We start from the raw sequence: 15257 nt of genomic DNA, 5'->3' as shown, positions 1-15257 counted from the left end.
AGTACGCGCTTGTCATGAATGTGAATTTGAAGCAGCTGGCGGAAATGTTGGGCCTGTCGCAAACGACAGTCAGCCGGGCGCTCAACGGCTATCCGGAAGTCAACGCTGAAACACGCCAGCGGGTCTTGAGCGCCGTCCGCGAAACCGGCTACCGGCCGAACCGCGCAGCGCAAAGACTGGCAACAGGCCGGGCTGGATCCATCGGCCTGGTCATGCCGATCGCCCAGGGCATCGATTCCGATGTGCATTTCGGTGAGTTCCTGGCCGGGCTTGGCGAGGAATCCGTCCGGCATGACTTCCATTTCGTTATCAACCCGAGCGCACCCGACGATGAGGAAGCAACATTCAAGCGGCTGGCCGCCAGCGGCAATGTCGATGCACTGTTCCTTGCCTATGTGCGCGCCAACGATCCGCGCATCGCCATGCTGAAATCCCTGTCGATCCCATTCGTCGTGCATGGCCGGGCAATCGGCCAGCCGGCCGACTATCCGTTTCTGGATATCGACAATACCGGCGCCTTCTATGATGCGACCCGCCTGCTCATTCAACTGGGGCACCGGCGGATCGCACTGATCAACGGGCCGGGAAATCTGACCTTTTCCATTCGCCGGATGAAGGGAATGCGGCGCGCGCTTGAGGAAAACGGCCTGCGGTTCGATGAAGGTCTGGTTCAGAATTCACTGATGACCGACGAATATGGCCACCGTGCCATGCAGCAGTTCCTCGAGCAGGATCAGCCTCCAACCGCCGTTCTCTGCTCCAGTACCGTGATTGCGCTCGGCGCGGTCAGGGCGATCAACCGGGCAGGTCTGCATATGGGCGAGGATATTTCGCTGATTGCCCATGATGACGTGCTGCCAATGCTGAAGCCGGAAAACTTCAGCGTGCCGCTGACCACGACACGCTCATCCCTGCGGGCTGCCGGTGCGCGCATCGCCACCCGGCTGATTTCGCGAATCCTCAAGACCGGCGAATATCCGGAACAGGAACTGTGGCGCACAGAGTTGATTGTCAGGGCCTCTACAGGCCCTGCTCCGAAATCGTAGCGCGGTCCGCTTTTATCAGAACTTCGGTGCTGTCTTGCCGGCCTTGCGATAGGCGGCGATCACCGTGTTGGCCATCAGCATGGCGATGGTCATCGGACCGACACCGCCGGGCACCGGCGTAATAACGGCGGCCACCTTGGCGCATTCCTCAAAGGCGACATCGCCGACAAGACGGGACTTGCCCTCGCCCTTTTCAGGCGCCGCGATACGGTTGATACCGACATCGATGACGGTGGCGCCGGGCTTGACCCAATCGGCCTTGACCATTTCCGGACGGCCGACAGCGGCGACCAGGATATCGGCATTGCGGCAGACTGCGGCCAGGTCCTTGGTGCGCGAATGGGCGATGGTGACGGTCGCATTGGCGGCCAGCAGCAGTTGCGCCATCGGCTTGCCGAACAGGTTGGAGCGGCCGATGACAACGGCGTTGAGGCCTGACAGGTCCTCGCCGTGCGTGCGCTTGACGAAGACCATGGCGCCGGCAGGCGTGCAGGACACGAGGCCGCCATCGAGATCGCCGGTCGCCAGCTTGCCGGCATTGACGACATGCAGACCATCGACGTCCTTTTCCGGCAGGATGGACTGGATGATCGCTTCCGAATTGAAGTGTTTAGGTAGCGGCAGCTGGACGAGAATGCCGTGAAGCGTTTCGTCCTTGTTGAGTGCCTGGACCAGAGCGGCCAGCTCTTCCTGCGTGGTTTCCTCCGCCAGCGTGTGCTGAACCGAGGTGAAGCCGCATTCCTTGGCCATCTTGCTCTTGGAAGAAACATAAGCGTGGCTTGCCGGGTCGTTTCCAACGATGACGACGGCGAGACCGGTCTTGACGCCGGTCTGTTCAGTCAATGCGTGCGATGCGGTTTTCACGGCATCGATCACCGACGCTGCAACTTGCTTGCCATCAATCACTGTCGTCACGGTGTTCTCCCAGATTATCGTTTGTTCTGTTCACTCTAGTTTCAGCAAAAAATAGCGGTGGCCTCAATGCGTCCTATGCTGTTCAGTTCGAATAAATTCAAGGCTGATCCGCGAAACCTCCGGCAAACGCCGCCGATGCCCGCATTTTCCATCATTGCTGAGGGGATCGTCTGTGGAGACAGGATGTTATTACCGCCGGCCGGCCGTCCGCAGCTTCGCGTAGTGCTCGACACGAGACCGCAGGGCACGCAGGTTTTCCTGGACTTCCGCCATATCCCGATCGCCCGTGGCATTATCCTGCATCTGGCGCAGATAATCCTGCAGACTTGCCGGTGCAGCATCGGGGCGCTGAGGGAAGGCATTCAGCGCTGCGGCAGATGCTGCCGCGTGATGCGCCGATGGCATCCGTGTCCGATATTCGACGGGCGCAGGCAATAGTTCTTCGATATTCTGTGGCGTTCCCGGGCCATCGGGATGATGATCGTCCCTGCCCGGCGGATCACGCTGCGGAACGATGGCAACCGGCCGGCTCGAGCGTTGCAGCAAGTCCTTCATGCTACGATAGACGCCGAGCGCGATACCCAACCCGACCCCGCCCATGAAGCCGGCCATCATGCCGCCGATGGCAATCAGCTTGCGTGACGGACCGGTCGCCTGCAGCGGCGGCTGCGCCGAGGCGATCACCCGGATATTCTTCGAGGTCAGTTTTTCTTCCTGGCCGGTTTCGCTCGCCCGCTTGAGGAAGGATTCGTAGATTGTCCGTGTCGCGTTGGCCTTGCGCTCCAGTTCACGCAGCTCGATAAAGCCGGTGGACGAATTCATCTGCTGCGCCTTCTGGACCGCCAGCTGCTGGACGAGATCTTTTTCGGTGCGGATCGCACGATCCAACTCGGTCTGCGCCGTCGCCTCGATGCGGCGGATTTCATTGCCGATTTCCGAACGTGCAACCTCAAGTGACTGGACGGCGGCCAGCCGTTGTGGATGACGCGGGCCAAGGCTGGCATCCAGCGCCCCCAACTGCGCGCGAGCCTCGGAATACTGCTTGCGCAGCTCCTGCAGCGTCACCGAACTGACCTCTTCAGGAAATGCGCCGCTGAGCACGTCGTTCAACTGGATCTTGGTGGCGATATCGACCTTTGCCCGGGCATCGGCGATGCGATTGCGGACGGCGCCAACCTGATCGTTGAGAGCCAGCAATTGTTTGTCGAAAATCAGCTCGCCGGCAGCCCCGACGATGTCATGCTCGGCCTTGTATTTCTCGACGGCGTTTTCCGCTGCATCCAGCTCCGTGCGCAACTCGGTCAACCGGCTGTCGAGCGCCAGCGTCGTCCGCTGGAAGAATCCGGATTGGGCTGCCTGCTCCTCGTTGAGAAAGGTGGCGACGAGACGATTGGTAATCAGCGCCGATTTGGCCGGATCCCGGCTCTTGACCTCGATGGTGACGATAAACGTCTTCGGATCACGCGACACGGTGACCGCGTCGCTCAGTTTTTCCAGCGTGCGTGGGTTAACTCCAGAGGCCGGCGCCGGTTGCGCCTTACCGGGTGAAACGATATCGCGGATGACACCGATGCCATCCAGAATCCCACCTTTTCCAGAGGTAACACCGCCGAATTCCGGGTCGCGATCAAGCCCCAGATCGACGGCGACCTTTTCCAGAACAGTCCGCGACCGCAGCACTTCGAGCTGACTGTCGACCAGCGCCAGGATCGCCTCGGTCGCCAGGCTTTCCTTGGACAGATCGGAATCCGTCAACCGCACTTCGCGCGGATCGACGTAGAGCTTGCTTTGCGAAACATAGACACTCGGGGTGGCGATGGCGAGCAACACGCCACCAATCGCGCCGACGGCCGTCAGCACAACGATGGTCTTTCGGAGCTGCCAGACAGATGTCATGATCGTGGCGATGTCGATCAGCGGCCGATCCTGATGCTCTCCATAATAGGCGTCCCGATTGTTAATCGGCAGAGGCACGGCAGCACTGGCCTGTGATGGGCTGCCTTGCTTCGCCGCTTTCTTGTCGCTCTTGAACCAGCGGGACAATCGACCGGCCGCCTTTTCCGGCGCCGCTATGGCTGGCTCCCCGGTGGACTGCTGCTGATTGGCGGACGGTTTCGGCTTGACGGCGGGGCTGCCGAGACGGTCGAGCAACTCGCTGGCAGTGCGCGCAACCGGCGCTCCGGCACGTGCCTGCGCATGGGAACGCGAAGACACCGTCCCATCCGGCCCAAGGCCGATGGGAGAGCGGCGCGCCGCAGTCCGTTTGTTGTCTTCCGGATCGAACATCAATGCCTGCAAACGCCCGCAATCGGGCAAATTGACGAAGTGTGAACGAAGCTTAAGTTTTTGTGGCAAACAAACCGTTAACAGACCGCCAGTTAAGCCCCCGAAAGGCCACGAAAACGCGATATCAAACCGCTCATTAAGCTTTCCCGGCTAGAAACAGGACAGTACATCCGGACGCCGCTCGTGATCGATTTCGCAAAGACCCTCTATGCACGCCATAAAAGCGTCATTCACGCCTATATCTCGATGACAAGCGGGTCGGCGGGCAGACTTGTGCTGTCGCTGGTCTATTTCATCTGCATTGCAAATGGGCTTTCGATTGCTGAGTTCGGGCTGTTTGCCACCGCATCGGCCGCCGGCATCATGATCTCACGTGTACTTGCCTTCGGTTTCATGTCGCCGCTCTACCGGGTGGCAACGGTCAAACCGTTGCTGGTGGGCACCTATAGCGCAGGCTTCGCCGCCGGAGCGCTGCTGTCTCTACCCCTGATCGCGGTCCTCTGCCTGGCGGTCTATTACGCTGTTTTCGCAGGCGATATTGCACTTGTGGCTTTCCTCGCCTTAATGGCCGCTGAAATCATCTGTTGGCGGGGGCTTGAGGTCGCCGTCATCGTCCTCAACGGTCTCGGACGCTTTGGCCGCGCCGCCCTTCTGGTGGTGATCGGCACGGGCATCCGTACCGCCGCCGCACTGGCCTTTTCGCTGTCGCAATCGACCGACCTCGGCACCTGGTCGTTTTTCTATCTTGGCGCCAACTTGGCTGCCCTCGTGATCGCGCTCGTCTGGTTCTTTCCGAAAGTCCGGTTTCGCTGGCACCCGGCCTTGTATATCCGCCGTTGGGCGGATTCGGTAACGGTCGCCGGAGCCGAGGTACTGTTCTACATCCAGTCGGAATTCGACAAGATCGCGGTTCTGGCGATTGGCGGACCGGAGGTTTCAGGCATATACGCGATCATCATGCGGCTTGCAGACCTGACGGCGCTGCCGGTACGTTCGTTCAATACGCTTCTGGTCCAGAAGATCATGCGGACGCCGGGAACGATCTCATCCTGGCGGACCCGGCTGACGATCGAGACATTGGTGGCAGCCATATCCTTCCTGGCGATCGCCGCCATGGCGGGATATCTCTGGATCTTCCCGCGCGGTCTGGGAAACAATGTCGCGCAGGCAGCACCCTATATGATGGCGGTGCTGCTGGTGCCATCCTTCCGAAATCTTGTCGAATACCACTCCGAATTGCTCTATGCGACCGGCCGCACGGTGCGCCGGATGGTCAATCTGGTGCTTGCGGGGATCGTCAAGGTGTCCTTGCTCGCCGTCGTCTTCAAGACCAGCACGGATGTTGCCTATTGGGCGCCGCTGCTCAACGGCGTCTATCTGGCGCTCTACGCCGCATCCTTCACCCTCACCTATTCCGCCCTTCGCCGCGAAACCGGGCGGGTCATCTGACGGATCAGACTGCGCGTTCGATAACGACGTTGCGGATGTCGGTCAGATTGTGGCCGACGAAAGACTGGACGCCGATGCCGATCTGATGCGGTCCCATCTCGCGCATGAAATGCCTGAGCCCGCTGATGTCGCGCGTGTAGCTGTCATCGAACCAGAGCACGTGGCAAAGCCCTTCTGCAGACGCGACATGCCCCTGTCCCATCAGCACTTCATCGACGAAACGGCCATAGATCAAGCATTCCGAAAATTGCCGCGAGCGAAGGATGGCGCGTATCCAGTTGCGGCCGTGAAGGGCTTCGATATGATCGAGCAGAGCCCGGCAGGTGTCGGTGCGCCAGGCAATCAGCGTATTGATGTAATCATTGGCAGGCAGGCTGAAGGGACCGATCCCCAGCAGCCGGTCGGAATGGGCAAGCCATTCGAGATGGTTGGAGCGCATGCGCTCACCGATCGCCCCATCCTTGCGATAGAGCGTCAGGCGGTCGCCTTGCCAGAGATCAGCCGGATCGAAATCACGCAACAGCACCACGTCGGAATCGACGGCGAACATCGTTGCCTCGCCGATATGCCCCGCTAGTGCCAGACGGCGCAGTTGCTGCGCATGCCAGCCGCGCAGCGGTAGGCTGTAAGGGTTGATCCAGAGCTTGCGCCGGCCGGCCGAAAGCGGATCGGGAATGGCACGCAGCCACCATGGCAAAAGATCGCTCTCGCTGACGACCTGCCGCCGCGAACCTTCCAATTGCCGGAACAGTGCGACGTCGAAGGGCGCCACGAGTAGGTAATGGACCCAATCGCCCTTTAGCCGCATGTCCATGCTTTCGCACAGCAACCGGCAGCGCTCGAAATCATTGGCGTAGGAGGCCGTAACGACAGCTGTGCGCATGATGGTTTCCGTCAGAACGATCGCGACCCGGCGCGCTGACCACCGACTTTTGGCGGCGGCTCGCGCCCGCTCAGCTTATGGCGGAGAATATAATATATGAACAACGGGTTTCCGAGCAGATAACGCCGCCACAGACGTCGTGGCTCCTGGACCAGCCGGTGCAGCCATTCCAGGCGCAGGCGCCGGACGGTCGGCGACGCGCGCGGTACCTCTTCGGCCATGAAATCAAACAGCGCGCCAACGCTGATCACCAGCCGCGCATGTCCGGGGCCGACGTGACGGTCGATCCATTTTTCCTGCTTCGGGCTGCCCATGGCAATCAGCAGAATATCCGGCTTCACAGCACGCACCTTGGCCATGATCTCATCGGATTGCGCCGGATCGAAGAAGCCATCGGAAACGGCGATGAACTCGTGCCATGGCGCGTGTTTCTGAAAATTCTCGGCAGCGCGCTTGAGCACGTCCGGACGCGCGCCGACCATGGCGATGCGCCTCGGTGTCGTCATATAGGTCATCAGCGCCGGGACGAAATCGGTGCCATTCAGGTTGGCCGGGAAAGTCTTTCCATGAAACAGCCAGGATGCGAGATCGACGCCGTGCCCATCGGGCAGGACGATGTGCCGGTTGAGCACGGCCCGGTATTCCGGATCATGCATCATCAGGTTGGCATTGTGGGCGTTGAGAAACGATATCACCGTCTGCCCGATCGGCAGCGAGGCGATTTCGTCTGCAAAGGCAAAGGCGTCGGCCCAGCCGAAATCACAGACCGGTATGTCGAGGATCATGCGCTGCGAGGCAACGATCGATGTACCCGGGAAAACGTTCATCGGGATTGTCCCCCCTCATGCACGGCAAGGCCGTAAGATGCGCTGACCGCAGTTGCCCGCTGCCGCGTGTCGTCTCTCGTCAAAACCAGGTCCGAGGCAACGCCGGGCTTGCCGAACCGGGACAGGCCCTCATCCAGCGTCTCAAGCAGCTTGGTTTTCTGCGCCTGATGAAAAATCGATCCCGATAGGCGCTGACGATCACCCGCCCGCACCTGTGCGACCTTCTCGATCAGCAGTTTTGCAAATTCGGCGGGATCGTCGGCAACTGCGCAATTGCCGGGAAGCGCGTCGATGCCGCGCAAGGATGCGCGCGTCGCGACACAGGGCATGCCGAGTTCGAAGGTCTCGATGGTCTTCAGCTGCACGCCCGTGCCGCCTCGGCTGATCAGCGGCAGAACGGCGCCGGATTCGACGAAGGCGCGTGCATCGGGCACCCGGCCAAGCAGGCGCACGCCGGGATGGGAAATGGCGGGCGCGTCCGGCAGTTGGCCGGCAATGCCGATCGACATATCCGCCGGTAGCAGCGGCACGACCTTTGAGAGAAACCAGTCGAGGCCGATCCGGTTTGGCTGCCAGCTCCAGGTCCCGATCAAAGCCAGATCGTATTCCGGCTGTTTTTCCGGGCCGCTCTCGGCAAGGTCCCATCGGGTTACCAGCGGCAGAACGGTTGCCCGGCTGGATACCGCATGGCCAAAGCCGAGACGATCCGCCTCCGCAAAGGTCCAGACCGCCGAGGCGCCCCGCGTCAATGTCCGTTCAAGCTGGTCGAGGTAATGCGCTTCGCGCTTGAACAGCCACCGCTCCAACAGACCGGAGGCGGTGGCGGCGTTTTCACGCGCCGAACCAGCTTCGACATTGTGCGCGATGTAGATCGTCTTGTGTTTCTGGAATGAAGCGGCAAACGCGCCGGGCAATTGCACGGAGTTCAGAACGATGCCGTCAAACGGCTGCAGGCGCTGCAGCAAGGCTTCCATGTGCGCCCGGCTAACCTCGAGCATCTTTGCCGATGACAGCGTGGTACGATGGAGACAGGCCTTTGCCAGCCAGCGCAGCTTGGTAGCAGTGCCGACCTTGGCATTGGTGACTTCCAGCTGGCCCAGCAGATGCACGTCCTTGTCGCAGGCAGCGGTCTGCCCCGGCTGCAGATAGCCGATCACGCTGACCTTGTGGCCAAGGGCGCGAAGACCATCGAAGACGGCCCGGTTGGCGATGTCGAACCCTGACGAAGAGTTTTCCACCGGTACCAGTGAGGAAACGAAAACGAGATGCATGCTGTCACGCGAGCCTAGAGAACAATTGCCCGGACTCTAGCAACACGGCGTGAAGCGAGCTTTAAGCCATTCATTCAAAAGAGAATTCGGAAATTCAGCATCTGTTTAGGAACATTTGCTTTAGTGCTTGCCAGTTTCCCGCCTTCAACAGGTACCCGCCATGCCCCCGCCCGCCCAGGATGTGACCGAATTTTACCGGACGGCGGTCGATAGCCATGAGAGCATCGAGCTCGTCGTGACGCTGCCGACATTCCGGCGGCCGGAGCATCTGCTTAAAACCCTGAGAACCGTTCTTTCACAGGCGCCCGGCAGTCCATTCGCCATCGTGGTGATGGAGAATGACGCGGACGGGCTGGAAGGGGCAAACGCTGCAAAAATGTTCTTTGCCGACCACCGGGTCAACGCTCTGGTGGTGATCGCGCATCAGCGCGGCAATTGCCACGCATACAATGCCGGTTGGTCGATGGCGCTTGCCAATTATCCCAACCTGCAGGCCATCGCCGTCATCGACGACGACGAGCTGGCAGCCCCCGATTGGCTCGACAGTCTCGTTTCGATACATCGTCGGACGCGGGCGGATCTCATTGGAGGGCCGCAACTTCCCGATTTCGAGGACAAGACCCGCAATGACCGCAAGCGGCATCCGGTGTTCATGCCCCACTATGACACGACAGGCCCTGTGCCGATCCTGTACTCTTCAGGCAATGTGCTGATCACGCGCCATGTGCTTGACGCCATGCCGCGACCATTCCTCGATCCACTGTTCAATTTCATCGGTGGGGGCGACAGCGATTTCTATCGCCGGTGCAAGGAAAACGGCTTTTCCTTTGCCTGGGCAGCGGAAGCCTGGGTAGCCGAGACCATTCCGGCGCGGCGGACAGAGCTGTCGTGGATCAGATCGCGCAGTCTGCGAAACGGGGCGATTTCCGCCTTGCTCGAACACCGCGCAGCCCCCGGCTTCGCCGGGCGGGTGAGGACGATCGCCAAGTCTTTGGCCCTTTTGGCGGTCTCACCGTTTCGCGGCATTTCGCTTTGGAGATCATCCGGCCTGCCATCGGCAGGACTCTACCACTTCTATGTGGCGTGCGGACGTTTGATGATGGAGTTCGGCTTCGTCAACGAGCAATATCGCAATCCGGAAAAGAACTAAGCAGCCTCCGGTGGCTCATTTTCCAGCCGCTGCAGCCCGCTTTTCGCTCTCGGGCATCTGATCGTGCGCGGTTTCGCCGTTCTTGTCGACGATCGGCACAGGCTTGCGCTGTTTTTCGTTCGCCGAATTGGCAAGCCGGGCCACATCGGTCTTCGACAGATACTCGAGCTGCTCGACCAAGACTTGAAAAATTACCTCGTCACCCAGCTGTTTGTTGAGCTGGTCCTTGACGATCGTCTTGAAGCTAGCAAGGTCGAAATTGCTGGTATCGGCGACGTTGATCAATTTCTGACCGACCAGAATGTCGAACAGGGCGTTCGTGACCGATTCCTTGAACGGCACTTCCATGTTCTTGGCCTTGGCCTTGTCGACCGAGAACGACAGCTTGGTGAGGAAATAACCCTGCACCGCACCATCGGTGATCACCGGTACGGTGATCAACTCGCCCGGCAGATATTCCTGCAATGCGCGGCGTTCAGCCTCCGCACTCGATTCCACCGGTGCCGACGCATGCTGGATCGAAAAATAGACGGATCCGAGCGATACGGCGCAAATCCACACACCGGTGAAAACAATCTTCAACATCAGAAATCGCCGTAGCGGAACTGCTGTTCAGTGTAGATGCCATCCGCGTCGGCGTCCTGGACGGCAGCCTTCAGCAGGTCGACCACCGAGCGGCAGGCCTCCATATGAGCATTGACCTTCTGCGAATTGGTCATCAGCTTGGTCTGGATGTGGCGCGTCTGCGATACGAATGCCGGCGAGATTTCGTCCGGCGAAGCGTCGCGGTGAAGCATCGTCAGTTCATAGAGGCAACGGCTCTTGCGGGCGTTCGACGTTTTCAGGTCAAAACTCGGATCGACGCCGATCCGGGTATTCTCGTTGTCGAGGATCATTTCGAGACGGCCCAGCACGTTCTGGATACGCACGTCACTCGATGCTGCAACTTCCATTATTTGGCTCCCATTGGCGCTGGCGGCACGCGGGGCCAAGCCCCTGGCGTGATGTATGCGCGAAACTTCTGTGTAGGTCAGTCCGGCCGATGACCGGTCCTGCCTCAGGCTTGATCGTTATTGTCTTGCGTGCCCGTGAAATTGGCGACCGCCTTGCGCTCGTATTCCTGCACCATGCTCAGCGCGACATTGCTGCTGTTGCCGTCGAGCGATGCGCTGACCCGGTTGGGACCTTCGCCGACGATGCGGTCCGTGACCATGCGCTCGGCAATGCCGACACCATCGCCCTGCGCCATGACGTTGCCGATCTGCTCGGCCATCATGCTCTTCCACATATCGCCAGACGTACCCTTGCCGTAAACCTCTTCGCTTTCCGACGGCAGCATCGACTTGACGAAGTTCTGCAGCACCATGGCCTCGAACTTGCGATAGCTTTCCGGGATCTTCTTGGCCTCGGCCCGATTGGTGATATCGCCAAGGCTGTTCGTTGGGCTGTCCTGATTGAGAACGGCGACCGTATTGGCAAAGCCGTTGCCGTTTTCAGCAAGGCTCGTCGCCTGGAATGCGGCGCGATTGGCCTTCAGCCGCGCCTGCGCTTCCTGCACTTGAGCCGGATCTGCAGCGCGCACGACATCCAGCACCAGGTCGCTTGGAGGAGAAATGGCCATGCGGTGTCCTCTCGGTCACGGAGCTTGCTGCGGGCGCCTCTGCAAGAGCCAGCGATCACTCCATAAAATCAGCATTTTAGCGAACGGTTCAGCCCCAATATGCGACCGCTCCTGACCCGTACTATGACCGGCCAACCTTACCGGAAGCTGGTGATGCGCTCATCACTTGCTGATCGACGAGATCGTAGATGGCATCGTCCGCCTCGGTCCGGTCTTCCAGAACGCGGGCTTCCTTCATGTTTTCCTCAAGCCGGTCGCCTTTTGCCCGCTCCTTCAGAACCCGGGCCTCGTGCCCCTGTTGGATATCCAGAAGCATCTGGTCCTTCATGGCAAGGCGGCCAAGCTGCGAGGCATAATGCCCGGAAAACATCGCGTGCAACGGGCTTGCCGACCCCATGGCGTCCACGACCACATCAATGGTTTCACCCAGCTCGCGGCGCTGCCTGGCGGTTTCGGCCAGTTCGTTTTCCGCCATCTGCTCCAGATGCCGCTGGACGACGACGAGGCGCTTGAGCTTTTCGGACCGGCTTTTCATCAGGCTAAATCCCCTGCATCATCGGACCGAAGCCATCGGCAAACAGTTTCAGCATCGCAGCGATGCCGAGATAGAGCAGGAACATGCCGCCCATGATCAGATAGGGCAGCGAGATGAAATAGAGCGGCATCTGCGGCGCCAGCTTGTTGACCATGCCGATCGCGACATTGAACAGCAGGCCGTAGATGATGAAGGGGCTCGCCAGACGCAGCATGATGTAGAAGGTCGTCTCGAGTGCATTGGTGAGCGTGATCAGTACACCCTGCGGATCGAAGCCAACGCCAAGCGGCATCACCTTGTAGGAATCGACGATGCTCGCCAGGATGACATGGTGGAAATCCAGCATGAACAGAACCATCAGACCGGCGAAACTGATCATGTTGGTCAACTGGTTTTCGGCGGTATCTTCCAACACGTCGTTGGCCGGCGGGGCGTTGAAGCCGATCATCATCGTGATCACCGTGCCGGTGAACTGCAGCCCAAGCACGTAGTAACGGGCGATCAGGCCGATGACGCCGCCGATGACAGTTTCAGTGGCGACGATGTAGATATAGGTGTGCCCCTTGCCGGAAATCTGCGGATAGATCTCGTTCCACATGATCGGCAAGATTGCCATCGAGACCGCCACCGCGACGAACAGGCGGATCTGCACCGACACACGTGCGGTGGAAAATCCGGGCATGACCATGATGCAGGCGCCGATCCGGCAGAATGCGGCGAAAAGCGCCAGCACTGTGCCTTCAGGGTCGGTGATCATGAAATCGAGCCAATGATCTTTATCTCGAGGCCCTTGGCGAGCTCGACATGCGAGAGAACCGGCAATGTTGCAAAAAGACGCTCGATGATCATGCGCACATAAGAGCGGGATTCGGGCGAACTTACCAGTACGAACGGCATGCCACGGTCAAGATGTTCACGGATAACCTTGGTCGCCTGTTCGCTAAACTCCTCCAGATGACGCGGGTCGATGTCGAATTCGACGATATCTCCCTTCGCGTCGCGCTTCAGCGCCTGGTGGAAGACCATGTCCCATTTGCTGCCGAGACGCAGGACGCGCAGCGTGCCGTTGTCGGCGAGGTCGCCGCAAAGCTGCTGCGACATGCGCACGCGGACATGCTCGACGATCTGCTCTGTCTTCCTGACGTGCGGCGCAAGTTCGGCGACCGCTTCGAGGATCAGATGCAGGTTGCGAATCGACACGCGCTCGGCGAGCAACAGCTTCAGCACCGCCTGCAGGCCCGAATAGGACATGTGCGACGTGCAGATTTCGTCAGCCAGCTTGCGGTATTCCGGGTCCAGCCGTTCGATCAGGATCTTGACGTCCTTGTAGGACAGAAGCTGAGGCAGGTTGTTGCGGATCACTTCCGACAGATGTGTCAGCACCACCGAAACGTTGTCGATCGGGTGGAAGCCTTCACGCTTCAGGTCTTCGGTAAAGGTTTCGAGGATCGACACGGCCGGCATGCCGAATGCGGGTTCACGGATATCGTCGCCTGGAACGCTCGGCTTGCGGCCACCGCCGGTGACGACGATGACTTCGCCGACGCGCACGGTATTCGAGGCGATCGTCGTGCCGTGGATACGGACATGGTAGGCCTTGTCCGGAATGCTGATATCGTCCGACACCTTGATTTCCGGAACAATGAGACCGTACTGGCCGGCGAACTTGCGGCGCATCTTGCCGACGCGGAAGGCCAGTTCCTGATGGGCTCCCAGAAGGCGCGTGGAGACCTGCTTGCCGAGCAGAAGCTCGATCTCAGCCGTCTTCAGTACCGACTTGACCGAATCCTTTTCACTATCTGTCTTCATCTGGGCCGTCTGCTGGTCCTGATCGCGCTTGAGCTTGTTGGCCGCTTCCAGCTGGCGGGGGATCACCCAGCCAAGGAAAGCCATGCCACCGCCAAGAACAGCGAACGGAAAGAACGGCAGGCCAGGCATGAAGGCAAGCATGATGATCAGGCCCGATGCCACCATCAGCGCGCGGGGATAACCACCGAGCTGATTGATGACGGCCTGATCGGTGGAGCCGGACGTGCCGCCACGCGACACGAGCAAGCCGGCGGCCAGCGATACGATCAAAGCCGGGATCTGGGAAACCAGACCGTCACCGACCGACAGCTTGACGAAGACGTCGGCCGCTTCGCCGATCGACATATCATGGCGGACATAGCCGATGATGATACCGCCGAAGACGTTGATGGCGGTGATGAGAAGGCCGGCGATCGCGTCGCCGCGCACGAATTTCGACGCACCGTCCATCGAACCGTAGAAGGAGCTTTCCTCTTCCAGTTCGCGCCGGCGGCGTTGAGCTTCCTTCTCGTCGATTAGACCGGCCGAAAGGTCGGCGTCGATCGACATCTGCTTGCCGGGAATGGCGTCGAGGGTGAAGCGCGCGCCGACTTCGGCGATACGCGTCGCACCCTTGGTGATGACGATGAAGTTCACCGTGATCAGGATCAGGAAGACGATCAGGCCGATGACGAAATCGCCCCCCATGACCAGCTCGGCAAACCCGGCGATGACACCACCGGCGGCATCATGACCTTCGTGACCATGCGAAAGAATGACGCGCGTCGTCGCAATATTGAGCGCCAGCCGGGTCATGGTGGAGATCAAGAGGATGACTGGAAAGGACGAGAAATCCAGTGGCTTCTGTATCCAGAGCGATACCATCAGGATGAGCACGGAAAACGCGATGGAGAAAGCCAGCCCGATGTCGATCAGAAACGGCGGTATCGGCAGGAAAAGGATCGACAGGATCGCGACGATGCCGAGGGCAAAGCCGACATCGCGGCCTTTCGGCGCGACTTTCGGGATGATCAGAGCAGGAGGTTGTGCCATCGGAAATTCCGTCTCGTCATGAGAGGCGGACAGCATTCATACCTGCTGCCCATACTAAGCAGCAGGCCTAACGCACCAAACTTGCGCGAAGGTGGCATCGATGTCGAAAGGAAGAGGGCGGCGCGCTTTTCTCTGCGCGCCCATGTCAATTTCGCCGGAAAGTCAGAAGCCGGTTTGAATGCGGGAAAAGACAACATCGGTGAAAATGGAGATCTGCGCGCCGACAAACGAGGCGGAAAGCGCGATAGTGATAAGCACGGCAAGGATTTTCGGAACGAAGGTCAGGGTCATTTCCTGAACCTGGGTCAGCGCCTGGATGAAAGCGATGACAACGCCGACAACCATGGCGGCGACGACGGCTGGCCCCGAAGCGACGACCACTGTCCAGATCGCCGCCTGCACGATATCGAGGGCATCCGCCTCATTCATGATC

At 59.8% G+C, this 15257-nt stretch carries 15 protein-coding genes; 3 read left to right on the top strand and 12 right to left on the bottom strand.

Features of this window, described 5'->3' with window-relative positions; translation table 11 throughout:
* Positions 1–14 precede the first annotated feature (14 nt).
* Positions 15–1046 (top strand): LacI family DNA-binding transcriptional regulator, encoded by a 1032-nt coding sequence (locus ACQY8Q_RS16620; protein ID WP_428427581.1) that lies wholly within the window; start codon positions 15–17, stop codon positions 1044–1046.
* Between the two features lie 15 nt (positions 1047–1061).
* Here ACQY8Q_RS16620 and folD read toward each other — a convergent pair whose 3' ends face one another.
* Together folD and ACQY8Q_RS16610 are read right to left on the bottom strand one after the other, a co-directional pair.
* Positions 1062–1961, bottom strand: coding sequence for a bifunctional methylenetetrahydrofolate dehydrogenase/methenyltetrahydrofolate cyclohydrolase FolD (gene folD / locus ACQY8Q_RS16615; RefSeq protein WP_428427580.1), 900 nt, complete (start codon positions 1959–1961; stop codon positions 1062–1064).
* 189 nt (positions 1962–2150) lie between these two features.
* A complete protein-coding gene (locus tag ACQY8Q_RS16610; protein WP_428427579.1) occupies positions 2151–4247 on the bottom strand; it encodes a GumC family protein in 2097 nt (698 codons plus the stop codon).
* Positions 4248–4430: 183 nt separating this feature from the next.
* Between ACQY8Q_RS16610 and ACQY8Q_RS16605 the strand changes: the two genes are divergently transcribed.
* Positions 4431–5696, top strand: a complete 1266-nt coding sequence (locus tag ACQY8Q_RS16605; protein ID WP_428427578.1) for a lipopolysaccharide biosynthesis protein — start codon at positions 4431–4433, stop codon at positions 5694–5696.
* Between the two features lie 4 nt (positions 5697–5700).
* On the opposite strand, the gene ACQY8Q_RS16600 is transcribed toward ACQY8Q_RS16605, so the two are convergent.
* Genes ACQY8Q_RS16600 through ACQY8Q_RS16590 form a run of 3 tightly spaced genes read right to left on the bottom strand, consistent with a single transcriptional unit; the run spans position 5701 to position 8677 of the window.
* Positions 5701–6579 (bottom strand): DUF6492 family protein, encoded by an 879-nt coding sequence (locus tag ACQY8Q_RS16600; RefSeq protein WP_428427577.1) that lies wholly within the window; start codon positions 6577–6579, stop codon positions 5701–5703.
* An 11-nt stretch (positions 6580–6590) separates the two neighbouring features.
* Entirely contained in the window at positions 6591–7406 is an 816-nt protein-coding gene (locus ACQY8Q_RS16595) for a WecB/TagA/CpsF family glycosyltransferase (protein WP_428427576.1), read from the bottom strand.
* Positions 7403–8677: a glycosyltransferase family 4 protein gene (locus tag ACQY8Q_RS16590; protein ID WP_428427575.1), complete on the bottom strand. Its 1275-nt coding sequence runs from the start codon at positions 8675–8677 to the stop codon at positions 7403–7405. Before ACQY8Q_RS16590 ends, ACQY8Q_RS16595 begins: the two co-directional genes overlap by 4 nt.
* Positions 8678–8837: 160 nt before the next feature.
* Here ACQY8Q_RS16590 and ACQY8Q_RS16585 point away from each other — a divergent pair, with 160 nt between their 5' ends.
* A complete protein-coding gene (locus ACQY8Q_RS16585; RefSeq protein WP_428427574.1) occupies positions 8838–9827 on the top strand; it encodes a glycosyltransferase family 2 protein in 990 nt (329 codons plus the stop codon).
* A 15-nt stretch (positions 9828–9842) separates the two neighbouring features.
* Here ACQY8Q_RS16585 and ACQY8Q_RS16580 read toward each other — a convergent pair whose 3' ends face one another.
* The 7 genes from ACQY8Q_RS16580 to fliQ form a co-directional block, all read right to left on the bottom strand.
* Positions 9843–10412: a hypothetical protein gene (locus ACQY8Q_RS16580; protein WP_428427573.1), complete on the bottom strand. Its 570-nt coding sequence runs from the start codon at positions 10410–10412 to the stop codon at positions 9843–9845.
* Positions 10412–10780 carry a hypothetical protein gene (locus ACQY8Q_RS16575; protein WP_426229067.1) on the bottom strand — a complete coding sequence of 123 codons (369 nt, stop codon included), beginning with the start codon at positions 10778–10780 and terminating at the stop codon, positions 10412–10414. Before ACQY8Q_RS16575 ends, ACQY8Q_RS16580 begins: the two co-directional genes overlap by 1 nt.
* A gap of 104 nt (positions 10781–10884) precedes the next feature.
* Positions 10885–11448 carry a rod-binding protein gene (locus tag ACQY8Q_RS16570; RefSeq protein ID WP_113247893.1) on the bottom strand — a complete coding sequence of 188 codons (564 nt, stop codon included), beginning with the start codon at positions 11446–11448 and terminating at the stop codon, positions 10885–10887.
* A gap of 121 nt (positions 11449–11569) precedes the next feature.
* Entirely contained in the window at positions 11570–11983 is a 414-nt protein-coding gene (locus tag ACQY8Q_RS16565) for a hypothetical protein (protein WP_428427572.1), read from the bottom strand.
* A gap of 4 nt (positions 11984–11987) precedes the next feature.
* Positions 11988–12740 carry a flagellar biosynthetic protein FliR gene (gene fliR, locus ACQY8Q_RS16560; protein WP_428427571.1) on the bottom strand — a complete coding sequence of 251 codons (753 nt, stop codon included), beginning with the start codon at positions 12738–12740 and terminating at the stop codon, positions 11988–11990.
* Positions 12737–14824, bottom strand: coding sequence for a flagellar biosynthesis protein FlhA (flhA, locus tag ACQY8Q_RS16555; protein ID WP_428427570.1), 2088 nt, complete (start codon positions 14822–14824; stop codon positions 12737–12739). The genes fliR and flhA overlap by 4 nt, the downstream gene beginning before the upstream one ends.
* Before the next feature lie 162 nt (positions 14825–14986).
* Positions 14987–15253 (bottom strand): flagellar biosynthesis protein FliQ, encoded by a 267-nt coding sequence (gene fliQ / locus ACQY8Q_RS16550; RefSeq protein WP_113247896.1) that lies wholly within the window; start codon positions 15251–15253, stop codon positions 14987–14989.
* Positions 15254–15257 lie beyond the last annotated feature (4 nt).

Origin of the sequence: Pararhizobium sp., assembly GCF_965279435.1 — a bacterium.
Classification (GTDB): domain Bacteria; phylum Pseudomonadota; class Alphaproteobacteria; order Rhizobiales; family Rhizobiaceae; genus Pararhizobium.
This window is presented reverse-complemented; position numbering and strand designations above follow the sequence as displayed.

What these genes read in the sequence shown, in the direction of transcription:
- ACQY8Q_RS16590 (WP_428427575.1), bottom strand. Translation starts at nt 8,677, where the DNA reads ATGCATCTCGTTTTCGTTTCCTCACTGGTACCGGTGGAAAACTCTTCG.
- fliR (WP_428427571.1), bottom strand. Translation starts at nt 12,740, where the DNA reads ATGATCACCGACCCTGAAGGCACAGTGCTGGCGCTTTTCGCCGCATTC.
- ACQY8Q_RS16600 (WP_428427577.1), bottom strand. Translation starts at nt 6,579, where the DNA reads ATGCGCACAGCTGTCGTTACGGCCTCCTACGCCAATGATTTCGAGCGC.
- flhA (WP_428427570.1), bottom strand. Translation starts at nt 14,824, where the DNA reads ATGGCACAACCTCCTGCTCTGATCATCCCGAAAGTCGCGCCGAAAGGC.
- ACQY8Q_RS16620 (WP_428427581.1), top strand. Translation starts at nt 15, where the DNA reads ATGAATGTGAATTTGAAGCAGCTGGCGGAAATGTTGGGCCTGTCGCAA.
- fliQ (WP_113247896.1), bottom strand. Translation starts at nt 15,253, where the DNA reads ATGAATGAGGCGGATGCCCTCGATATCGTGCAGGCGGCGATCTGGACA.
- ACQY8Q_RS16585 (WP_428427574.1), top strand. Translation starts at nt 8,838, where the DNA reads ATGCCCCCGCCCGCCCAGGATGTGACCGAATTTTACCGGACGGCGGTC.
- ACQY8Q_RS16580 (WP_428427573.1), bottom strand. Translation starts at nt 10,412, where the DNA reads ATGTTGAAGATTGTTTTCACCGGTGTGTGGATTTGCGCCGTATCGCTC.
- ACQY8Q_RS16595 (WP_428427576.1), bottom strand. Translation starts at nt 7,406, where the DNA reads ATGAACGTTTTCCCGGGTACATCGATCGTTGCCTCGCAGCGCATGATC.
- ACQY8Q_RS16575 (WP_426229067.1), bottom strand. Translation starts at nt 10,780, where the DNA reads ATGGAAGTTGCAGCATCGAGTGACGTGCGTATCCAGAACGTGCTGGGC.
- ACQY8Q_RS16610 (WP_428427579.1), bottom strand. Translation starts at nt 4,247, where the DNA reads ATGTTCGATCCGGAAGACAACAAACGGACTGCGGCGCGCCGCTCTCCC.
- ACQY8Q_RS16570 (WP_113247893.1), bottom strand. Translation starts at nt 11,448, where the DNA reads ATGGCCATTTCTCCTCCAAGCGACCTGGTGCTGGATGTCGTGCGCGCT.
- ACQY8Q_RS16565 (WP_428427572.1), bottom strand. Translation starts at nt 11,983, where the DNA reads ATGAAAAGCCGGTCCGAAAAGCTCAAGCGCCTCGTCGTCGTCCAGCGG.